This is a genomic window from Novosphingobium rhizovicinum (assembly GCF_040813635.1).
Taxonomy (GTDB): Bacteria; Pseudomonadota; Alphaproteobacteria; order Sphingomonadales; family Sphingomonadaceae; genus Novosphingobium; species Novosphingobium rhizovicinum.
Map to the genome: position 1 here is coordinate 24,088 of NZ_JBFNXR010000033.1, position 14,930 is coordinate 39,017.

Annotated in this window: 14 protein-coding genes, 1 tRNA gene and 1 pseudogene; 9 read left to right on the forward strand and 7 right to left on the reverse strand. The window is 61.7% G+C overall.

Annotated features, from left to right (window positions below):
- Nucleotides 1–134 precede the first annotated feature (134 nt).
- On the forward strand, nt 135–1,430 hold the full coding sequence (locus tag ABUH87_RS09860; RefSeq protein ID WP_367773054.1) for an ATP-binding protein: 1,296 nt from the start codon (nt 135–137) through the stop codon (nt 1,428–1,430).
- Between the two features lie 33 nt (nt 1,431–1,463).
- Here ABUH87_RS09860 and ABUH87_RS09865 read toward each other — a convergent pair whose 3' ends face one another.
- The gene (locus tag ABUH87_RS09865) at nt 1,464–2,231 is read right to left on the reverse strand and encodes a DUF2243 domain-containing protein (RefSeq protein ID WP_367773057.1); all 768 of its coding nucleotides are present in this window, start codon (nt 2,229–2,231) and stop codon (nt 1,464–1,466) included.
- A 169-nt stretch (nt 2,232–2,400) separates the two neighbouring features.
- Here ABUH87_RS09865 and ABUH87_RS09870 point away from each other — a divergent pair.
- The 3 genes and pseudogenes from ABUH87_RS09870 to secA form a co-directional block, all read left to right on the forward strand.
- Nucleotides 2,401–2,515: pseudogene (locus tag ABUH87_RS09870) on the forward strand (IS481 family transposase); the annotation flags it as partial.
- A 72-nt stretch (nt 2,516–2,587) separates the two neighbouring features.
- A complete protein-coding gene (locus tag ABUH87_RS09875) occupies nt 2,588–2,785 on the forward strand; it encodes a hypothetical protein (protein ID WP_367773059.1) in 198 nt (65 codons plus the stop codon).
- Between the two features lie 475 nt (nt 2,786–3,260).
- Nucleotides 3,261–5,999 carry a preprotein translocase subunit SecA gene (gene secA / locus ABUH87_RS09880; protein WP_367773061.1) on the forward strand — a complete coding sequence of 913 codons (2,739 nt, stop codon included), beginning with the start codon at nt 3,261–3,263 and terminating at the stop codon, nt 5,997–5,999.
- An 86-nt stretch (nt 6,000–6,085) separates the two neighbouring features.
- Here the strand turns inward: secA and ABUH87_RS09885 are convergent, their stop codons facing one another.
- From ABUH87_RS09885 to ABUH87_RS09895, 3 genes are all read right to left on the reverse strand, one after another.
- Nucleotides 6,086–6,682 (reverse strand): PAS domain-containing protein, encoded by a 597-nt coding sequence (locus ABUH87_RS09885; RefSeq protein WP_367773072.1) that lies wholly within the window; start codon nt 6,680–6,682, stop codon nt 6,086–6,088.
- A 112-nt stretch (nt 6,683–6,794) separates the two neighbouring features.
- The gene (locus ABUH87_RS09890; protein ID WP_367773074.1) at nt 6,795–8,597 is read right to left on the reverse strand and encodes a hypothetical protein; all 1,803 of its coding nucleotides are present in this window, start codon (nt 8,595–8,597) and stop codon (nt 6,795–6,797) included.
- A 380-nt stretch (nt 8,598–8,977) separates the two neighbouring features.
- Nucleotides 8,978–9,778, reverse strand: a complete 801-nt coding sequence (locus ABUH87_RS09895; protein ID WP_367773287.1) for a TrmH family RNA methyltransferase — start codon at nt 9,776–9,778, stop codon at nt 8,978–8,980.
- 152 nt (nt 9,779–9,930) lie between these two features.
- Between ABUH87_RS09895 and ABUH87_RS09900 the strand changes: the two genes are divergently transcribed.
- From ABUH87_RS09900 to pssA, 3 genes are all read left to right on the forward strand, one after another.
- Nucleotides 9,931–10,016: transfer RNA gene (locus ABUH87_RS09900), tRNA-Tyr, on the forward strand.
- 80 nt (nt 10,017–10,096) lie between these two features.
- Entirely contained in the window at nt 10,097–10,846 is a 750-nt protein-coding gene (locus tag ABUH87_RS09905) for a phosphatidylserine decarboxylase (RefSeq protein WP_367773076.1), read from the forward strand.
- Nucleotides 10,843–11,670, forward strand: coding sequence for a CDP-diacylglycerol--serine O-phosphatidyltransferase (pssA, locus tag ABUH87_RS09910; RefSeq protein WP_367773079.1), 828 nt, complete (start codon nt 10,843–10,845; stop codon nt 11,668–11,670). The genes ABUH87_RS09905 and pssA overlap by 4 nt, the downstream gene beginning before the upstream one ends.
- Here the strand turns inward: pssA and ABUH87_RS09915 are convergent.
- Both ABUH87_RS09915 and ABUH87_RS09920 read right to left on the reverse strand, forming a co-directional pair.
- Complete coding sequence (locus ABUH87_RS09915) at nt 11,594–11,860, reverse strand: hypothetical protein (RefSeq protein WP_367773081.1); 267 nt, start codon at nt 11,858–11,860, stop codon at nt 11,594–11,596. The genes pssA and ABUH87_RS09915 overlap by 77 nt on opposite strands.
- Before the next feature lie 160 nt (nt 11,861–12,020).
- A complete protein-coding gene (locus ABUH87_RS09920; protein ID WP_367773083.1) occupies nt 12,021–12,299 on the reverse strand; it encodes a hypothetical protein in 279 nt (92 codons plus the stop codon).
- A 374-nt stretch (nt 12,300–12,673) separates the two neighbouring features.
- Here ABUH87_RS09920 and rpsB point away from each other — a divergent pair, with 374 nt between their 5' ends.
- Nucleotides 12,674–13,432: a 30S ribosomal protein S2 gene (gene rpsB, locus ABUH87_RS09925; protein WP_367773085.1), complete on the forward strand. Its 759-nt coding sequence runs from the start codon at nt 12,674–12,676 to the stop codon at nt 13,430–13,432.
- A gap of 95 nt (nt 13,433–13,527) precedes the next feature.
- A complete protein-coding gene (tsf, locus tag ABUH87_RS09930) occupies nt 13,528–14,451 on the forward strand; it encodes a translation elongation factor Ts (RefSeq protein WP_367773088.1) in 924 nt (307 codons plus the stop codon).
- Nucleotides 14,452–14,518: 67 nt separating this feature from the next.
- On the opposite strand, the gene ABUH87_RS09935 is transcribed toward tsf, so the two are convergent.
- Nucleotides 14,519–14,923: a hypothetical protein gene (locus tag ABUH87_RS09935; protein ID WP_367773092.1), complete on the reverse strand. Its 405-nt coding sequence runs from the start codon at nt 14,921–14,923 to the stop codon at nt 14,519–14,521.
- Nucleotides 14,924–14,930 lie beyond the last annotated feature (7 nt).

Here is a 14,930-nt window from a genome sequence, read left to right on the forward strand (position 1 = left end):
CCGCTTGTTGTTTCCTCCTCATCCGGCTGTTAGCGTCCTGAGAACAGGGGAGCTGTGATGTTCCTGCGTTTCTGCAGGAGCCGAAAGGTGCTGGCACGCTTCAGGCGTGCGGCCAAAAAGGAGAGCCTGGGCCGTTGGCGGGTACGAAGTCTCTGCGCCTGTCCGCATATGCGGCCTTGCTCTTCATCGCCATCGGTGTGGTGGAACTCGTCGCGAGTCTGCTGTTTTATCGTGAGATTGATGCAAACACGCTGCGCGAGGATCACGCGCGTCGCGTCGCCGAGATGCTGGTCGTCAGCAACCGGGTCTACCGGCTGGAACCGCGCCTCACACCCGCGGTGATGACTTCGGAGCACTTGCGCGTTTCGGTGGCGGAGACGCCGCTTGTGGCGCGTCCCGCCTCCGGCGAGTTGTTGCAAGGGATGGCCCGGCAGATTGTGCGGTGGGAGCCGACGCTCGCAGGAGCGCCTCTACACCTTGCGACACGACGTGCTGCCAATGGCCGCCGGGACCTGGTCGGCTCCATGCCGCTGGGCGGTGGGCGTTGGCTGAACTTCGAATCAAGAGACATCTCGTCGATGTGGCCCATCGCGCTGCGGGCCGCCTGGATGACGGTGGTGACCGCGCTGGTCTGCGTCGCGGCGGGATTGCTAGCGATCCGCGCTCTGACCCGTCCCCTGCGCCGCATGTCCGAAGCCGCGAATGCCATCGGGCAGGGGCAGCGTGTGGCCATCCGGGAAGAAGGGCCAACAGACCTGCGCAACCTCTCTCACGCCATGAATGAGATGCAGGATCGGATCGCCCGGCTTCTGGAGGACCAGGCGAAATCGTTCGAGGCGATCAGCCACGATCTGCGCACTCCGCTTTCGCGGCAGAAGGTGCTTGCGGAGCTGCTCAGCGATCAGGAGATAAGCGACTTGCTGCTCCAGAGCGTCGACGAGATGGATGCGATGCTCGGTTCTCTGCAGCAGTTCCTGCGTGCGCAGCACCTGCAGGCCGCACCCGAGCAGGTGGATTTGGTGGCGCTGCTTCAGGACATGATCGCAGACGGCAACTCAGGCGCGCGGCTCCGGTCAGAAGGTGAGGCATGGGTCGAGACCTATCGCGAGCCGCTGCTCCTGTCTCTCGAGGCGGTGATCGAGAATGCCTTGCGCTATGGAGAGAAGGTCGAGGTGCGGCTAGAGCAGGAAGGCAGCGACTGGTTCGTCGTAATCGCGGATGATGGCCCTGGGATCCCGGCCGAGCACGTCGAGGATGTCCTTACGCCGTTCTTCCGGCTTGACGAGGCGAGGGGGCGAACGACCAAGGGTTTTGGCCTCGGCATCCCGACAGCGCATCGCCTGCTCACGCGGTTCGGTGGCAAGCTGTCGCTGTCGGCAGCGCCGGAGGGAGGGCTGATCGTGCGGGTGAGGGTGCCCCAGCCCATCTGACCGAGCGGTGGCTTTCGGTAGGTGGCCGACCCGCTAAATTCTTGTCCAGGCAAGGCAGCCTGCCGCCAAATAGGAGTTGCTCACCAGCAGGGCGCCATCGCGATAGAGGTCGCTCACGCCGCCTCCCGCATCGCTCCACTGGACAGCCCAGATGCCGCTTGAAGTCCACACCACCGACCCGCCTGAATTGCGAATGGCGGTGAGGATGTGCCCGTCTGACATTCCGGGCTGGAATACGGCGATGGCGGAGCGTGCATCTGACGGAGACTGAGCCGCCCACACGCCACCCCCCAGAACGGCAAACACAAGGAGTGCAGCGGCGACTTGTCCACTGTGCAAGATTCGTCCTCGGCGCCTGAGGAGCAGCCCGAGCAGCACCGGGCCCACGCCGAATGCGGCAAACCAGATCAGATCCCACATGAGAGGCGCGGAGCTGTCGACGCGGATACGGTGGATGCCGAGCAACCAATGAGAGAGGATGCTGTCGAGTACGTGCCAAGTGCCGAAACCTATAAGGGCGTTGCTCACCAGCAGTCTTGCGGCACCCTCTCTCGCGAGCTCATGTCTGCCGCGCACGAGGGTCACGAGACCCGCAGCAGCGATCAGGTACATAAGAGCGTGAAAAAGCCCGTCGAAAAGAACCTGGTTCCTGATGTCGCCGACCCCTTCGACAAGGCTCAAGAGGTGATGCCACTGTAAGATCTGGTGAAGGAGTATGGCATCGAAGAAGCCGCCGAGGCCAAAGCCCAGGAGGTAGCCTGAACGGCTTAGTCGGCGGGAGCCTCGTGCGGTCTTCGGCATGGCACATCCCTTGTGATGGCTACGCGAGCAACGACGAAGGATCGGTAGCGTTCCCATCACGGGGGAAGCAGGTGAAGGCGATGCCGACGAAATCCTGCTCACAAACGCGCCAGCTTCCTGAGTCTGGACGAGCCGCGTTCCGGCAGGGCGAGAGCATGAACCAGACCACAAAGACGCGACGGTAAAACGTCACCATTACGACAGCCACGATCAACGGCGGCAGCACCTCACCTGTTGCCGCATACAACCTTGATCGCAGATTGAAGACCCTTCAGTGCCTGACGATGAACACCCCTCAAACTGCAGTCAACGCTGACCGGACTCGCGCAGAGTTTCCGGGTAGGATAAGGGGGCGCATGGCAATTGCGCTTTCGCTCATGGTCCTGGCGACTCTCGCGCTGCTTGGCGGCGGTATCGTGCTGCTGCGCAAAGGGCTGCGCACGCAGGCGTGGCTGATGCTAGCACTCGCTTTGATCATGGGCCTGAACATTGCCATTTGGACCGTTCCAACTCAGACCGGAACCAGCCTGGTGAGCGGCGTACCTGTTCAATAATACGATAGTGAAGGCTTCCGGGAGGACGCCGCGTCAAGGAAGTCAGCCGCGATCTTGTCTCACGTAGTGGACAGCCGGACGCACCGCGCCTATCTCCTCCGCCATGGCAAACCGCCTGCTCTTGACCCTTTTGGCCCTGCTGACAGGCCTCGCCACGCAGATTGCGCCGGCGGAAGCATGCGCCAGTAGGACGCAGGCGGCCGCCGTTACGATATCGGCTGCGGTGGCGTTGCGTGCACCGGCAGCACCCGTGGAGCTTGCGCAGCTGCCGGAGGCGGGCCGCCGGCATGCGCGTCTCGTGTCTCGTGTAGAGGGCGGCAAACAGCTCCCGCTTTGCAGGATCTGCAGCGTCCGCATCGGGATCGATCGTACGCGCGAATAGCGCGGGCACAGATTACATCATGCCAGAGACGCCTGCCTTGCGCGGGCGCACCCGCGCACTTGCTGCGCCCATTCCAAAAACAGGAAACCCGCCATGCTTGGGGCCATCGTCAAGTCCATCTTCGGTTCGTCCAACGAACGCTACGTCAAATCCCTGGACAAGATCGTCCGCCAGATCGCCGCCTATGAGCCAACCCTGGAGGCGATGAGCGACGACGAGCTGTCTGCCCAGACAACCAAGTTCCGTCAGCAGCTCTCGGCCGGCAGCACCCTGGACGACATTCTGCCTGAAGCCTTTGCGACGGTACGTGAGGCGGCAAAGCGTGTCTTGGGGATGCGCCACTTCGACGTCCAGATGATCGGCGGCATCGTTCTGCACCGCGGCGAAATCGCCGAGATGCGCACCGGCGAGGGCAAGACCTTGGTGGCGACCGTTGCCACTTACCTGAACGCTCTTGAGGGCAAGGGCGTCCACGTCGTGACCGTGAACGATTACCTGGCTCGGCGCGACGCGGAGTGGATGGGACAGCTACACCAGTTCCTGGGCCTGACCGTCGGCGTGATCGTGCCGAACCTCAATGAGTACCAGCGCCGCGAGGCCTACGCTGCCGACATCACCTACGGCACCAACAACGAGTTTGGCTTCGACTACTTGCGCGACAACATGAAGCACGAGCGCAGCCAGATGGTGCAGCGTGCCTTCAACTACGCGATCGTTGACGAGGTGGACTCCATCCTGATCGACGAGGCTCGGACGCCGCTGATCATCTCTGGACCGACCGACGACAAATCCGAGCTTTACGTCAAGGTCGACGCGATCGTTAAGCAGCTTTCGCCGGAGGATTACGATACCGACGAGAAAGCGAAGAGCGTCGTCCTGACAGAAGACGGAGTGGAGAAGGCAGAGCGCATCTTGGAGGCAGCTGGTCTCCTCGAAGGCTCGAACCTCTACGACGTCGAGAACACGCAGGTGGTTCACCACCTGGACCAAGCGTTGAAAGCCGTGGTCATGTTCAAGCGGGACACCGACTATATCGTCAAGGACGGCAAGGTCGTCATCATCGACGAGTTCACCGGACGCATGATGGAAGGCCGGCGCTGGTCGAACGGCTTGCACCAGGCTGTCGAGGCGAAGGAGGGCGTCCAGATCGAACCTGAGAACCAGACAATGGCCTCGATCACGTTCCAGAACTACTTCCGCATGTACCCCAAGCTGTCCGGCATGACGGGTACGGCGGCGACTGAGGCTGCCGAATTTTACGACATCTACAAGATGAACGTCGTGACGATCCCGACCAATGTGCCGGTGCAGCGGATCGACGAGGAGGACGAGTTCTACAAGAACACGCTCGACAAGTTCGCGGCCATCGCAAAGCTGATCCGCGAGAAGAACGAGACCGGCCAGCCTGTGCTGGTGGGCACGGTATCGATTGAGAAATCCGAGCTGCTGTCCGACTTCCTCAAGAAGGAGGGCGTGCAGCATAACGTCCTGAACGCGCGTTTCCACGAGATGGAAGCGCATATCGTGGCTCAGGCAGGGCGCCTGAATGCCGTGACGATCGCCACTAACATGGCCGGTCGCGGAACCGACATCCAGCTCGGCGGCAACGTGGAGTTCCGCGCTGAGGATGAACTACGGGACATGCCTGAAGGGCCGGAGCGTGACGCGGCTATGGAACGCATCAAGGCCGAAGTCGCCGAGGAAAAGGCCAGGGTGCTTGCAGCCGGTGGGCTTTGCGTGATCGGCACCGAACGTCATGAAAGCCGGCGTATCGACAACCAGTTGCGCGGTCGTTCAGGCCGTCAGGGCGATCCCGGTCTGTCGAAGTTCTATCTCTGCCTTGAAGACGACCTGCTGCGCATCTTTGGGCCGGACACACTGTTCTCCAAGATGATGAACTCAAACCTCGCGGATGGCGAGGCGATCGGATCGAAGTGGCTCTCCAAGGCCATCGAAACAGCGCAAAAGAAGGTTGAGGCGCGCAACTACGAGGTGCGCAAGCAAGTCGTCGAGTACGACAACGTGATGAACGATCAGCGCAAGGTCATCTACGAGCAGCGCGCGGACATCATGGATGCGGAAACGGTGGACGATGTCGTTGTCGACATGCGCCACGACACGATCAATGCGCTGGTCGCCGATGCGTGCCCACCGGGCTCCTACCCCGAGCACTGGAAGGTTGAGGAGCTGAAGGAGCGCGCACGCGATGTGCTCGGCATCGACGTTCCGCTCGAGGCGTGGATGGAAGAGGATGGCATCGATCCCGAAGGTATCGAGGAGCGTGTCACGGGGCTCGCCGACGCGCACATGAGCGCGAAGATGGGGCGCGACGATCCGGCTATCTGGCGCCAGGTCGAGAAGAGCATCCTGCTCGATCGCATCGATCATTACTGGAAGGAGCACCTGGCAACGCTCGACGCGCTCCGCCAGGTGGTTTTCCTGCGTGCCTATGCGCAAAAGACGCCCATCAACGAGTACAAGCAGGAAGCGTTCGGTCTGTTCGAGCGCATGCTGGAGACGATCCGCGAGGATGTGACGCGAATTCTCTCGGTTAGCGAACTGCGCATGCCCGAGCCGGTCGACCTACCGGACCTGCCGGACTTTCTGACAGGCCACATCGACCCGTTGACGGGATTCGAGAACTCTGGAGACGGAGATGGCTCGGCAGCACGGGCGGCTCTGTTCGGCGCTCTGGCTGGCAGTCCGCAAGCAGCTGTCGGCCCCGGTGCTTCGGGAGAGAACCCGTACGCGGACATGCAGATCAGCCGAAATGCGCCTTGCCCCTGCGGCTCGGGCAACAAGTACAAGCACTGTCACGGCGCCTTGACCTGATGCAAAACGGCGGCCCTCGCTCCTGATTGCGAGAGCCGCCGTCTAAGCTTGCGAGGCGAGTGCGGAGGGGCGTTGCAGCGCCGGCGTCAGTGCCCTGCCTCGACGGCGATGCGGATGGCGTCCGCACTTGTCTTGACGCCGAGTGCCCGGAACAGCGCGGCGCGATGCATTTTTACGGTGCGCTCGCTCAGGCCCAGATCAAATGCGATCTGCTTGTTGAGCTTGCCTTCCGCCATCTGGATCAGGATCTCCCGTTGGCGGGAGGTCAGCGCCGCGACTTTGCCTTTTGAGGAGGAGAGACCTTGGCTTGAACCGTTGAGGTAGCCATCGCCCTTCGGCACTTCGACTTGCGATCCCAAGTAGTACTGCAGTTCGCCGTTTTCGTCGAAAAGGGGTACGATCATCACGGCATTGCGGAAGCAGGTGCCATTCTTGCGATAATTCAGAATCTCCACCAGTACGGGCTTCTGATTGCGGATCCCCTCTCGCATTTTTTCACTAAGCCAGGGCTCGGTGTCGGCCCCCGCCAGAAAGCGGCAATTGCGCCCGATCACTTCATGCCGCTCATAACCGGTGAGTTCGAGGAACGGCGCGTTGCACTCGATAATGGGGTTGTCGGGGAGGCGCGGATCGCTGACGACTGCGGCCAGCGGGCTATTCTCGATCATCGAACGGACGGACATGGTCGGACGTTAATAAAGATCAAGCTGTGTGGAAAGTTGGGATTGCGCGATCTGCACAATGGATCGTCCGAAATGTGGAGCCGGCGCTCCTCCTACGCCGGCTCCCGTGTTTTCAGCCGCCTCCGCAGACATTGCCCTGCTCGACAAAGTTCTTGGTGTTGTAAACGACCACGCAGGCGGCGCGCGGCGCTTTGAACCGGTTCGCTTCGATTCTCAGCGGCCCGTTGTGCATGTTTCCGGCAATCTTGTAAGGAAGCACCTCGGCTTGCGCCATGATGATCCCTGTGGGGTGATTGTATCCGAGTTCTGCGCCCCCGCTCTCGATGGTGTTTCCGATGATGCGGACGTTGATCGCCCCCGCGCCTTCCAGCCATGGGTCAAAGCTGGTCAGCAGCCGGATCGCGGTGCGGGGGAGGCGCCGGATTACGTTGCTCTGGATGACTCCGTTGGGGATCTGGACCAGCATTCCCCGACCGATGCTATCGGCCAGAGTGTTAGCGACGATCGCAAATCGCCGCGGCGTCATCGTCAGCACTCGCGCGAACTTGGCTTCCGTGAACGGCTCACCCGGCTTGAAGTCGAAGGTGATTACGTCGCTGTTGCCGATCGGAGGCGCAGCGGACACGAAGCGCCGTCCCAGGTACTCACCATCCTTGTTAAAGAAGGCCACCTCATCGCCCCCGCGGATGAGCCTGGCGTCATTCGTCAGCGTTGCCCGGTTGGTGCCGAGCACGCTGACTTTGTGGATCATGGAGCGGAGATTGATCTGGTCATCGCCTGTATGCGCGAAAGAGTTACCGCGGATCAGAATGTCGCCACCGCTCGCGATCACGTGCACGCCGTCGTAGTTGGTGCTGTAAGGACGGCCTTCCTCCGCGGCTATGGCTGAGTTCTGGATGGCCAGACCCCGTCCACGCGTCTTGGCCAGAATGCCTATTCCGCCGGTCGAGCCGATGCGGATGCCGTCAAGGACGATATCCTCGTTCGTCCCTTTGTAGCTGTCTCGCACATAGACCATTCGGGTGCCGTAATAGGTGAACTTCACGCCCACCAGTTGACCGTCCTCGAAGGGCTTGAACTCGGGCGCGGTGAAGGTTCGCTCGTCGATCCGCGAGGGCTGGGCCGTCGACGGGGAGATGATCGCGCGTGTTCGCGTTTGCGGCCAGGTGTGGCTGCCCTCGTTCATCGGCCTGATCCAGTTGATCGTCGTGCCTGGCGGAAGTAGCTTGTCCAGCACGAGTCGCGTCGCTCCGTCCACGAGCCGCATGCGGCCCATGCCCGAGAGCACGCGAGCGTCGCGCATCCTTGCGCCAAAAATCCGTATCCGCTGACTGTCGCGTATGCCGATCCCATCGACATCCTTCTCGAAAAGGAAGTGCGCACCGGTCGCCTGGATGTCTACGTCCTGGAGATTCGCGAGCAGAATGTGGCCCGCGCTCGGTTGCTCTGTATTGGCGGACTTGAAACGATACTCCCCTGCCGTAACATTGAGGACGCCGCCGCCCGCCTTGCGTAGCTGGCTGATGGCTGCCTGAAATGCGGGCGTTGCATCGGCTCCCGACGCAGGAGGGGAGATCGAAATAGTCGGTTTGCCTGCGGTGCGGGGCGTTCGCACGACGACATTGGCGACTTTACCGTCCGCTCCCACCCACGCATGGGAGAGATCGCCGGCAGCGGCTACAACCGGGCTGATCCGATCAGCCATGAGGCGCCGCGCCCATATATCGAAATCGGTCAGCTTCGTGGTGCTGGTTTTGGGCGCCACGCCCTGCGTGGTCGCTAGCGTATCCAGCTCCATCGTGCCTGCAGGCGTCGCCTGTGGCATGGCGGCGGTGTTCTCACCATCGCCACCCGAGCATGCCGCCAGCAGTGGCAAGAGCAGGATCATGGACTTTGATCTAACAGCAAACTTCATCGTTGCGCCCGTTTTCTGATCGGGTTTGACAGCAAGCGAAGCGATCGATGCTCCCCGCTGCTCCCGAGATTGTCGTTGATGTGTCAGTGATGTGCTGACGCGACGCTATTCGGGCTTCGGTGCTAATTTGGGCCTCAAGCCAAGATCAGGTGAATCATGGAGCAATTCTGAAGCGGTTAACCATAACCAGCAACAGAAGGACGGGGCATGTCGCGAAAGCCGCACGATAACGGGTGTTTCGGGCACAGGTATCGAGCAGGAGCGCCGACCATGAGGGCGCTCTGCGGCAGAAAGTGTTAATGCAAACGATGTCCCACACGCCCTACGGAGCAGCCTGTATAGCTGCTCCGCGGTGGTTGACGCTGCCTACGGCGGATGACTTAGCGCATTGCGACCGCATAAAGTGCGACAGCGCCCGCATTGCTCACGTTCAGGCTCTCCATGGCATCGCTGATGGGCAGGCGGGCGATGGCGTCGCAGTGTTGCATGATGTTGTGCCGCATGCCTTCGCCCTCCGCCCCAAGGACCAGAGCGACCGGTCCTGCGGGAAGAGCTTCGGCAAGGGTCATCTCTGCCTCTCCAGCAAGTCCGATGCGCCAGTACCCGGCTTCGGCGAGCTCCTCCAACGCGCGCGCAAGGTTCACGACGCGCACCCAGGGCACGACTTCAAGTGCGCCCGAGGCGGACTTCGCCAGTGTTCCCGATTCGGGTGGAGCATGCCGGTCCTGCGTCACGACGGCAGCAGCATTGAACGCCGCCGCAGTGCGCATCAGTGCGCCGACGTTATGTGGGTCGGTGACCTGGTCGAGCACCAGGACCGGCCGGGCAGGGTCGGCATCGAGCACATCGGAAAGATAAACGTCTTCCAACGGCTCGCACTCCAGCACGAGGCCTTGGTGCGGTGCATCCCGCGCCACGAGGCGCGCAAGGTCGGCGGCCTGTGCCCACTCAACCGGGAAATCGCTGGGCAATTCACCCGATAGCGAATCAACGCCTTCGCGCGTCGCCCACAGCTTCGTGTGGCGGCGATCAGGGTTCATAAGCGCGGCTTCCACGGCGTGTCGGCCCCACAGCCGAACCATGCCGGTGGAGGCGCGACCAGAGCCGCGGCCGTTCTTCATTCGCCCGGCGCGTCCGCGTAGAGCCCGGCCGCTGCCAGCTTTGGCATCGCCTTTTGCCATCTTTTCGTCCTTTTGATCGATCAATTGTGTCGCTCCCTGCCAGTCACCCCATTGACAGGCAAGGCTCCGTTCGCCATGAGCGCCACCTCTCGGCAGCGCGGCTCCTTCGGGTGCCGCATCGGCGGGGTTTCCCGCCACACGCGGAACGGTGTGGACAGGTGGCCGAGTGGTTAAAGGCAGCAGACTGTAAATCTGCCCGTGCAAGCGTACGCTGGTTCGAATCCAGCCCTGTCCACCACCCTTCCTCCGCAGCAAAGGCTTTCCATATTCGGACCTCTCTGCATTGCGGAGCGAGGATGCAGGGCCTAGATGGACCTCATGGCCGGGGAAATTTTCGATAATAGAGGGCGCGGCGAAGCCTCGTGGAATTGGCCGACGATCCATCCGGAAGGCCGCAAGTTCGGTGCGGTCGCTGCCGGGCTATGCCTGCTGGCTTTCATTCTGGGCTGGTCATGGCTGGCATGGCCGCTTGGCTTGCTGGCCATCGGCGTGCTGGCGTTCTTTCGGGACCCGGACCGGGTAGTGCCGCAGAGCGAGCGGGGCATTGTCGCGCCCGCTGATGGGCTCGTGACTCTGATTCAGAAGATTTCGCCGCCCCGGGAACTGACGCTTGATGACGGCAGCGGGGTCCCGCCGATGAGTGCGGAACCAGTTACACGCGTATCCATTTTTTTGAGCGTTTTTGACGTCCACATCAATCGTGCGCCGATTGGCGGCACGGTGCGAAAAGTCATCTACATCCCAGGACGCTTCATCAATGCCGAACTCGACAAGGCGAGTGAAGAGAACGAGCGCCAGCACCTGCTGATCGAACGCACGGATGGTCTGGTGCTTTGTATGACGCAAATCGCGGGCTTGGTCGCGCGGCGCATTGTGCCGTTCGTCAAGACCGGAGACTTCATCGCGGCGGGCCAGCGCGTGGGATTGATCCGCTTCGGCAGCCGCGTTGATGTTTATCTTCCGCAGGGCACAGAGCCGAAGGTTCTGATTGGCCAGAGGGTCATCGCAGGAGAGACTGTGCTGGCAGAGTTGGGTGACGCCCAGATAATCGAAGGTATTGCACAGTGAGTCTGTCGGACGACCGAAGGGCCGAGCGTCGCTTGGCGCGCAGCCTGAGCTTGCGAGCACTTGTCCCCAACGCGATCACGGCGGCTGCGCTATGCTCCGGCCTGACGGGGATCCGCTTCGCCATTGCCGGAGATTTTGAAAAGGCGGTCCAAGCTATCATCCTCGCGGGCCTGCTTGATGGCATCGACGGCCGTGCGGCACGCCTGCTCAAGGCGCAGTCGCGCTTCGGTGCCGAGTTGGACAGCCTGGCTGATTCGATTTCCTTCGGTGTGGCGCCAGCGCTTATCGTCTACTTGTGGGCCCTGCGTGATCTGCCAAGTCTGGGGTGGATAGCCGCGCTTGCCTTTGCAATCTGCTGCGTCCTGCGGCTCGCGCGGTTCAATGCCCGCATCGATCTCGTCGATCAGCCTCACAAGCAAGCCGGGTTTCTGACCGGAGTGCCTGCGCCGGTCGGTGCCGGCCTGGCATTCCTCCCAATCTACCTGTGGATTGCCAGCGGAATGGTCGAGTTCAGCAATGCCGTGGCTGTGAGCGTTTGGATGCTGCTCATCGCTTTCCTCATGATCTCCAGCCTGCCCACCCTCAGTTGGTCACGGGTTCGTCCGCCTAGCCAGCTACGGATCGGCCTTCTGGCCCTGATAGGCATCATGATGGCCGCTCTGCTGATCGAGCCTTGGTGGTCGCTTGCCGGCCTGACCATTATCTATCTGGCATTCGTCCCCTACGGCATTGCCCGCTACATGCGGCTCAAGCGGCGAGGCGCTGCTCCGCCAGATCCGAGTGCGCCCAGTCATCAAGCCGATAGCGTGCCGCCGACTGTGTGACCGCAGCACTCAGAACGGTCGAGCCTGTCGGCGTGATGCGCCAGGTGAGATACCGCTCCGCGTGCTCACCAGATCGCTCGCTCAACAAGCACATCACGTCGGCTTCATAGGAGCGCCAGGCGCCGCAAATGGCCGCAATTGCGGCCCATGCCGCCAGCACGAAGAGAGTGGCACAGCCAATGATGAACATGGTGACCTCCTGATCTGTGAGCAGGACCGTTGACAACCTGTGGATAGCTTGTGAACAGGTTGCTTCGTTCTACTCTTGTTCTCAGGCGCCTTATGTTCCCAGTCTGTTCCGCATGTCAACGAGTTTCAGCGTGCTGCCGCGGCGACCAGGGGCAGGATGCTCATGCCGCCGTGCGCGGTTTGACGGACTGACGCAGGCGATGGGTTGTCGGCTTGGCTGCGAGATGCCTTTGTTGGCGGCGGCGCCTGAGGTTGCGCGTGGCGCTGGTCGCTACGGGCGCTTCGAGCAGCGAAATGACAATCTCGCTCCCGTATTCGGGGCTGCGCAGCTTCCTGCGGAGATACCTAAGAGCGGGCAGGCTCAAGTGGAAAGCGCGGGCTGCCGCCACAAGAGAAGTTACGCCGGCAATCACAAAGAGGAACGAAGCCACTACAACCATGGGCATCTCCGAGATGCGGGCTTGACCCGCGCCGAGCGACCTGTGTCGGTTGAAGTGCTTCGACTGGTGTTTGGCACGTCCCGCCTAGGTCGACAACGTGCAAACACGGCATTAATGGTGTAAGTTCCTGATTTCGCCGAGCGATATCGTTGGATGCGACAAGTGACATTCACCTTGCGCTGAAATGAGGGTGGATTTCCTTGATGGCTTGAGGTAAGGGGCGCGCGTCACAGGCCCCTTCGTCGTTCGAGGTGCGGCTGATGTGGCGAATCCACATGGGAAGCAGCACATACCGGTGCCGCAGCGGGTCCAAGGTCGGATGGCCTTCCGCACGGTTCCAGCTTCCCAGAGGCGCAACCGGAAAGGAAATACTTATGGCGGCTCCAGTCGTCACGATGCAGGAATTGATCGAGGCCGGCGCACACTTCGGCCACCAGACTCATCGCTGGAACCCGCGGATGAAGCCGTACATCTTCGGCGCCCGCAACGGCATCCACATCATCGACCTGTCGCAGACCGTGCCGCTGATGGCTCGTGCGCTCGACTTCATTTCGTCGACTGTTCAGGCAGGCGGCAAGGTGCTGTTCGTCGGCACCAAGCGTCAGGCTCAGGAGCCGATTGCTCAGGCCGCGCGGGCTTGCGGTCAGCACTTCGTCAATCATCGCTGGCTGGGCGGCATGCTCACCAACTGGAAGACGATTTCGGGTTCGATCAAGCGCCTCAAGTCGCTGGAAGAGCAGCTCTCGGGCGACACGCACGGCCTGACCAAGAAGGAAATCCTTCAGCTCACCCGTGAGCGTGACAAGCTTGAGCTCTCGCTCGGCGGCATCCGCGACATGGGCGGCATTCCGGACGTGATGTTCGTAATCGACGCCAACAAGGAAGATCTCGCGATCAAGGAAGCCAACGTACTCGGTATTCCGGTCGTTGCGATCCTCGATACCAACGTGAATCCGCAGGGCATCGCGTTCCCGATTCCCGCCAACGACGACGCCAGCCGCGCTGTGCGCCTGTACTGTGACGCGGTTGCTCGTGCCGCGACGAAGGGTCATCGCGAGGGCGTCGCCGACTCTGGCGTGGACATCGGCGCTATGGACGAGCCCGTCGCGGAGGAAGCGACCGCCGGCGCCTGAGGCCCGGTGTTATCGACACTTCGTCATCGAAATGTCGCGCGCCGGGTCCAATGGGCCCGGCGCGTCTGCCCATTCAAGCAAGAGGAATTTGAGCGATGGCTTACACCGCCGCTGACGTGAAGAACCTGCGCGAGCGCACTGGCGCCGGAATGATGGACTGCAAGAAGGCACTCGACGAGACGGGCGGTGACTTCGAGGCAGCCGTTGACGCGCTGCGTGCACGTGGCCTTGCCGCTGCAGCGAAGAAGTCCAGCCGCACTGCGGCCGAGGGCCTGGTCGGAGTGGCTGTGTCCGGTAACAAGGGCGTTGCTGTTGAGGTTAACTCCGAAACCGACTTCGTTGCCAAGAACGAGCAGTTCCAGGATTTCGTTCGTAACACCACGCAGGCGGCTCTGAGTGTTGCTGGTGACGACGTCGAAGCCCTTAAGTCGGCGGCTTACCCGAGCGGTGGGACCGTGGCTGATGCGCTCACGAACAACGTCGCCACGATCGGTGAGAATCAGCAGATCCGCCGTATGAAGACGGTCGAGGTTTCTCAGGGCCTGGTCGTTCCTTACATGCATAACGCGGCTGCTCCGAACCTCGGCAAGATCGGTGTGCTCGTGGCGCTCGAATCCGAAGCTTCGGCCGAGACGCTCGAGGGACTGGGCAAGCAGATCGCCATGCACATCGCAGCAGCGTTCCCTCTGGCGCTCAATGCTGAGGATCTCGATCCCGAACTGATCGAGCGTGAGCGCAAGGTTGCGGCCGAGAAGGCAGCAGAGAGCGGCAAGCCCGAGGCCGTTCAGGCGAAGATGGTGGACGGGGCAATTGCCAAGTACGCCAAGGAGAACGCTCTCCTCAGCCAGCTGTTCGTAATGGACAACAAGACGCCTATCCAGCAGGTGGTTGATCAGGCCGGCAAGGAAGCGGGCAGCAAGATCGTGCTCAAGGACTTCGTGCGCTTTCAGCTCGGTGAGGGCATCGAAAAGCAGGTCAGCGATTTCGCAGCTGAGGTTGCTGCAGCCGTGCAGGGCTGATCGCGCCTTCTGCATAGGTCAAAGATTAAAGGAGGCCGGGGCGAAAGCTTCCGGCCTCTTTGCTTGTCTACAGTCCACCCATGAAGCGGAAGCCAAAGCGGTAATCACCAGGCTTGAGAGGGGCTTCATTGGTTGCGGGTGCGTCGGGCTGAACTTCGACGAGTTCGAGAGTCCCGTCGGCGACCTGTACCGGCTCCCCCTGCGTGAGTTCGCGATCCTGGCTGCCGGATCCTAGATCGATCCTGACTTTCAAGCGCACACGACCAGCCCAGACGCACCGCGCGTTCATCGGGCAACGGCTGTCTTCCAGCACGCTGAGCGGTGTGACTCTGGGTCCATTGACGAGGACCGTCTCGCCAATCTCCGCCCGGCTAAGCCCATCACTTTGCTGCTGCGGGATGAGGGCCGGGGAGGGCAGCGTGGCGCAGCCGGCGAGGGCCACTGGAGCGGCGAGAACTAAGAGTAGCTTCATGGCGCCT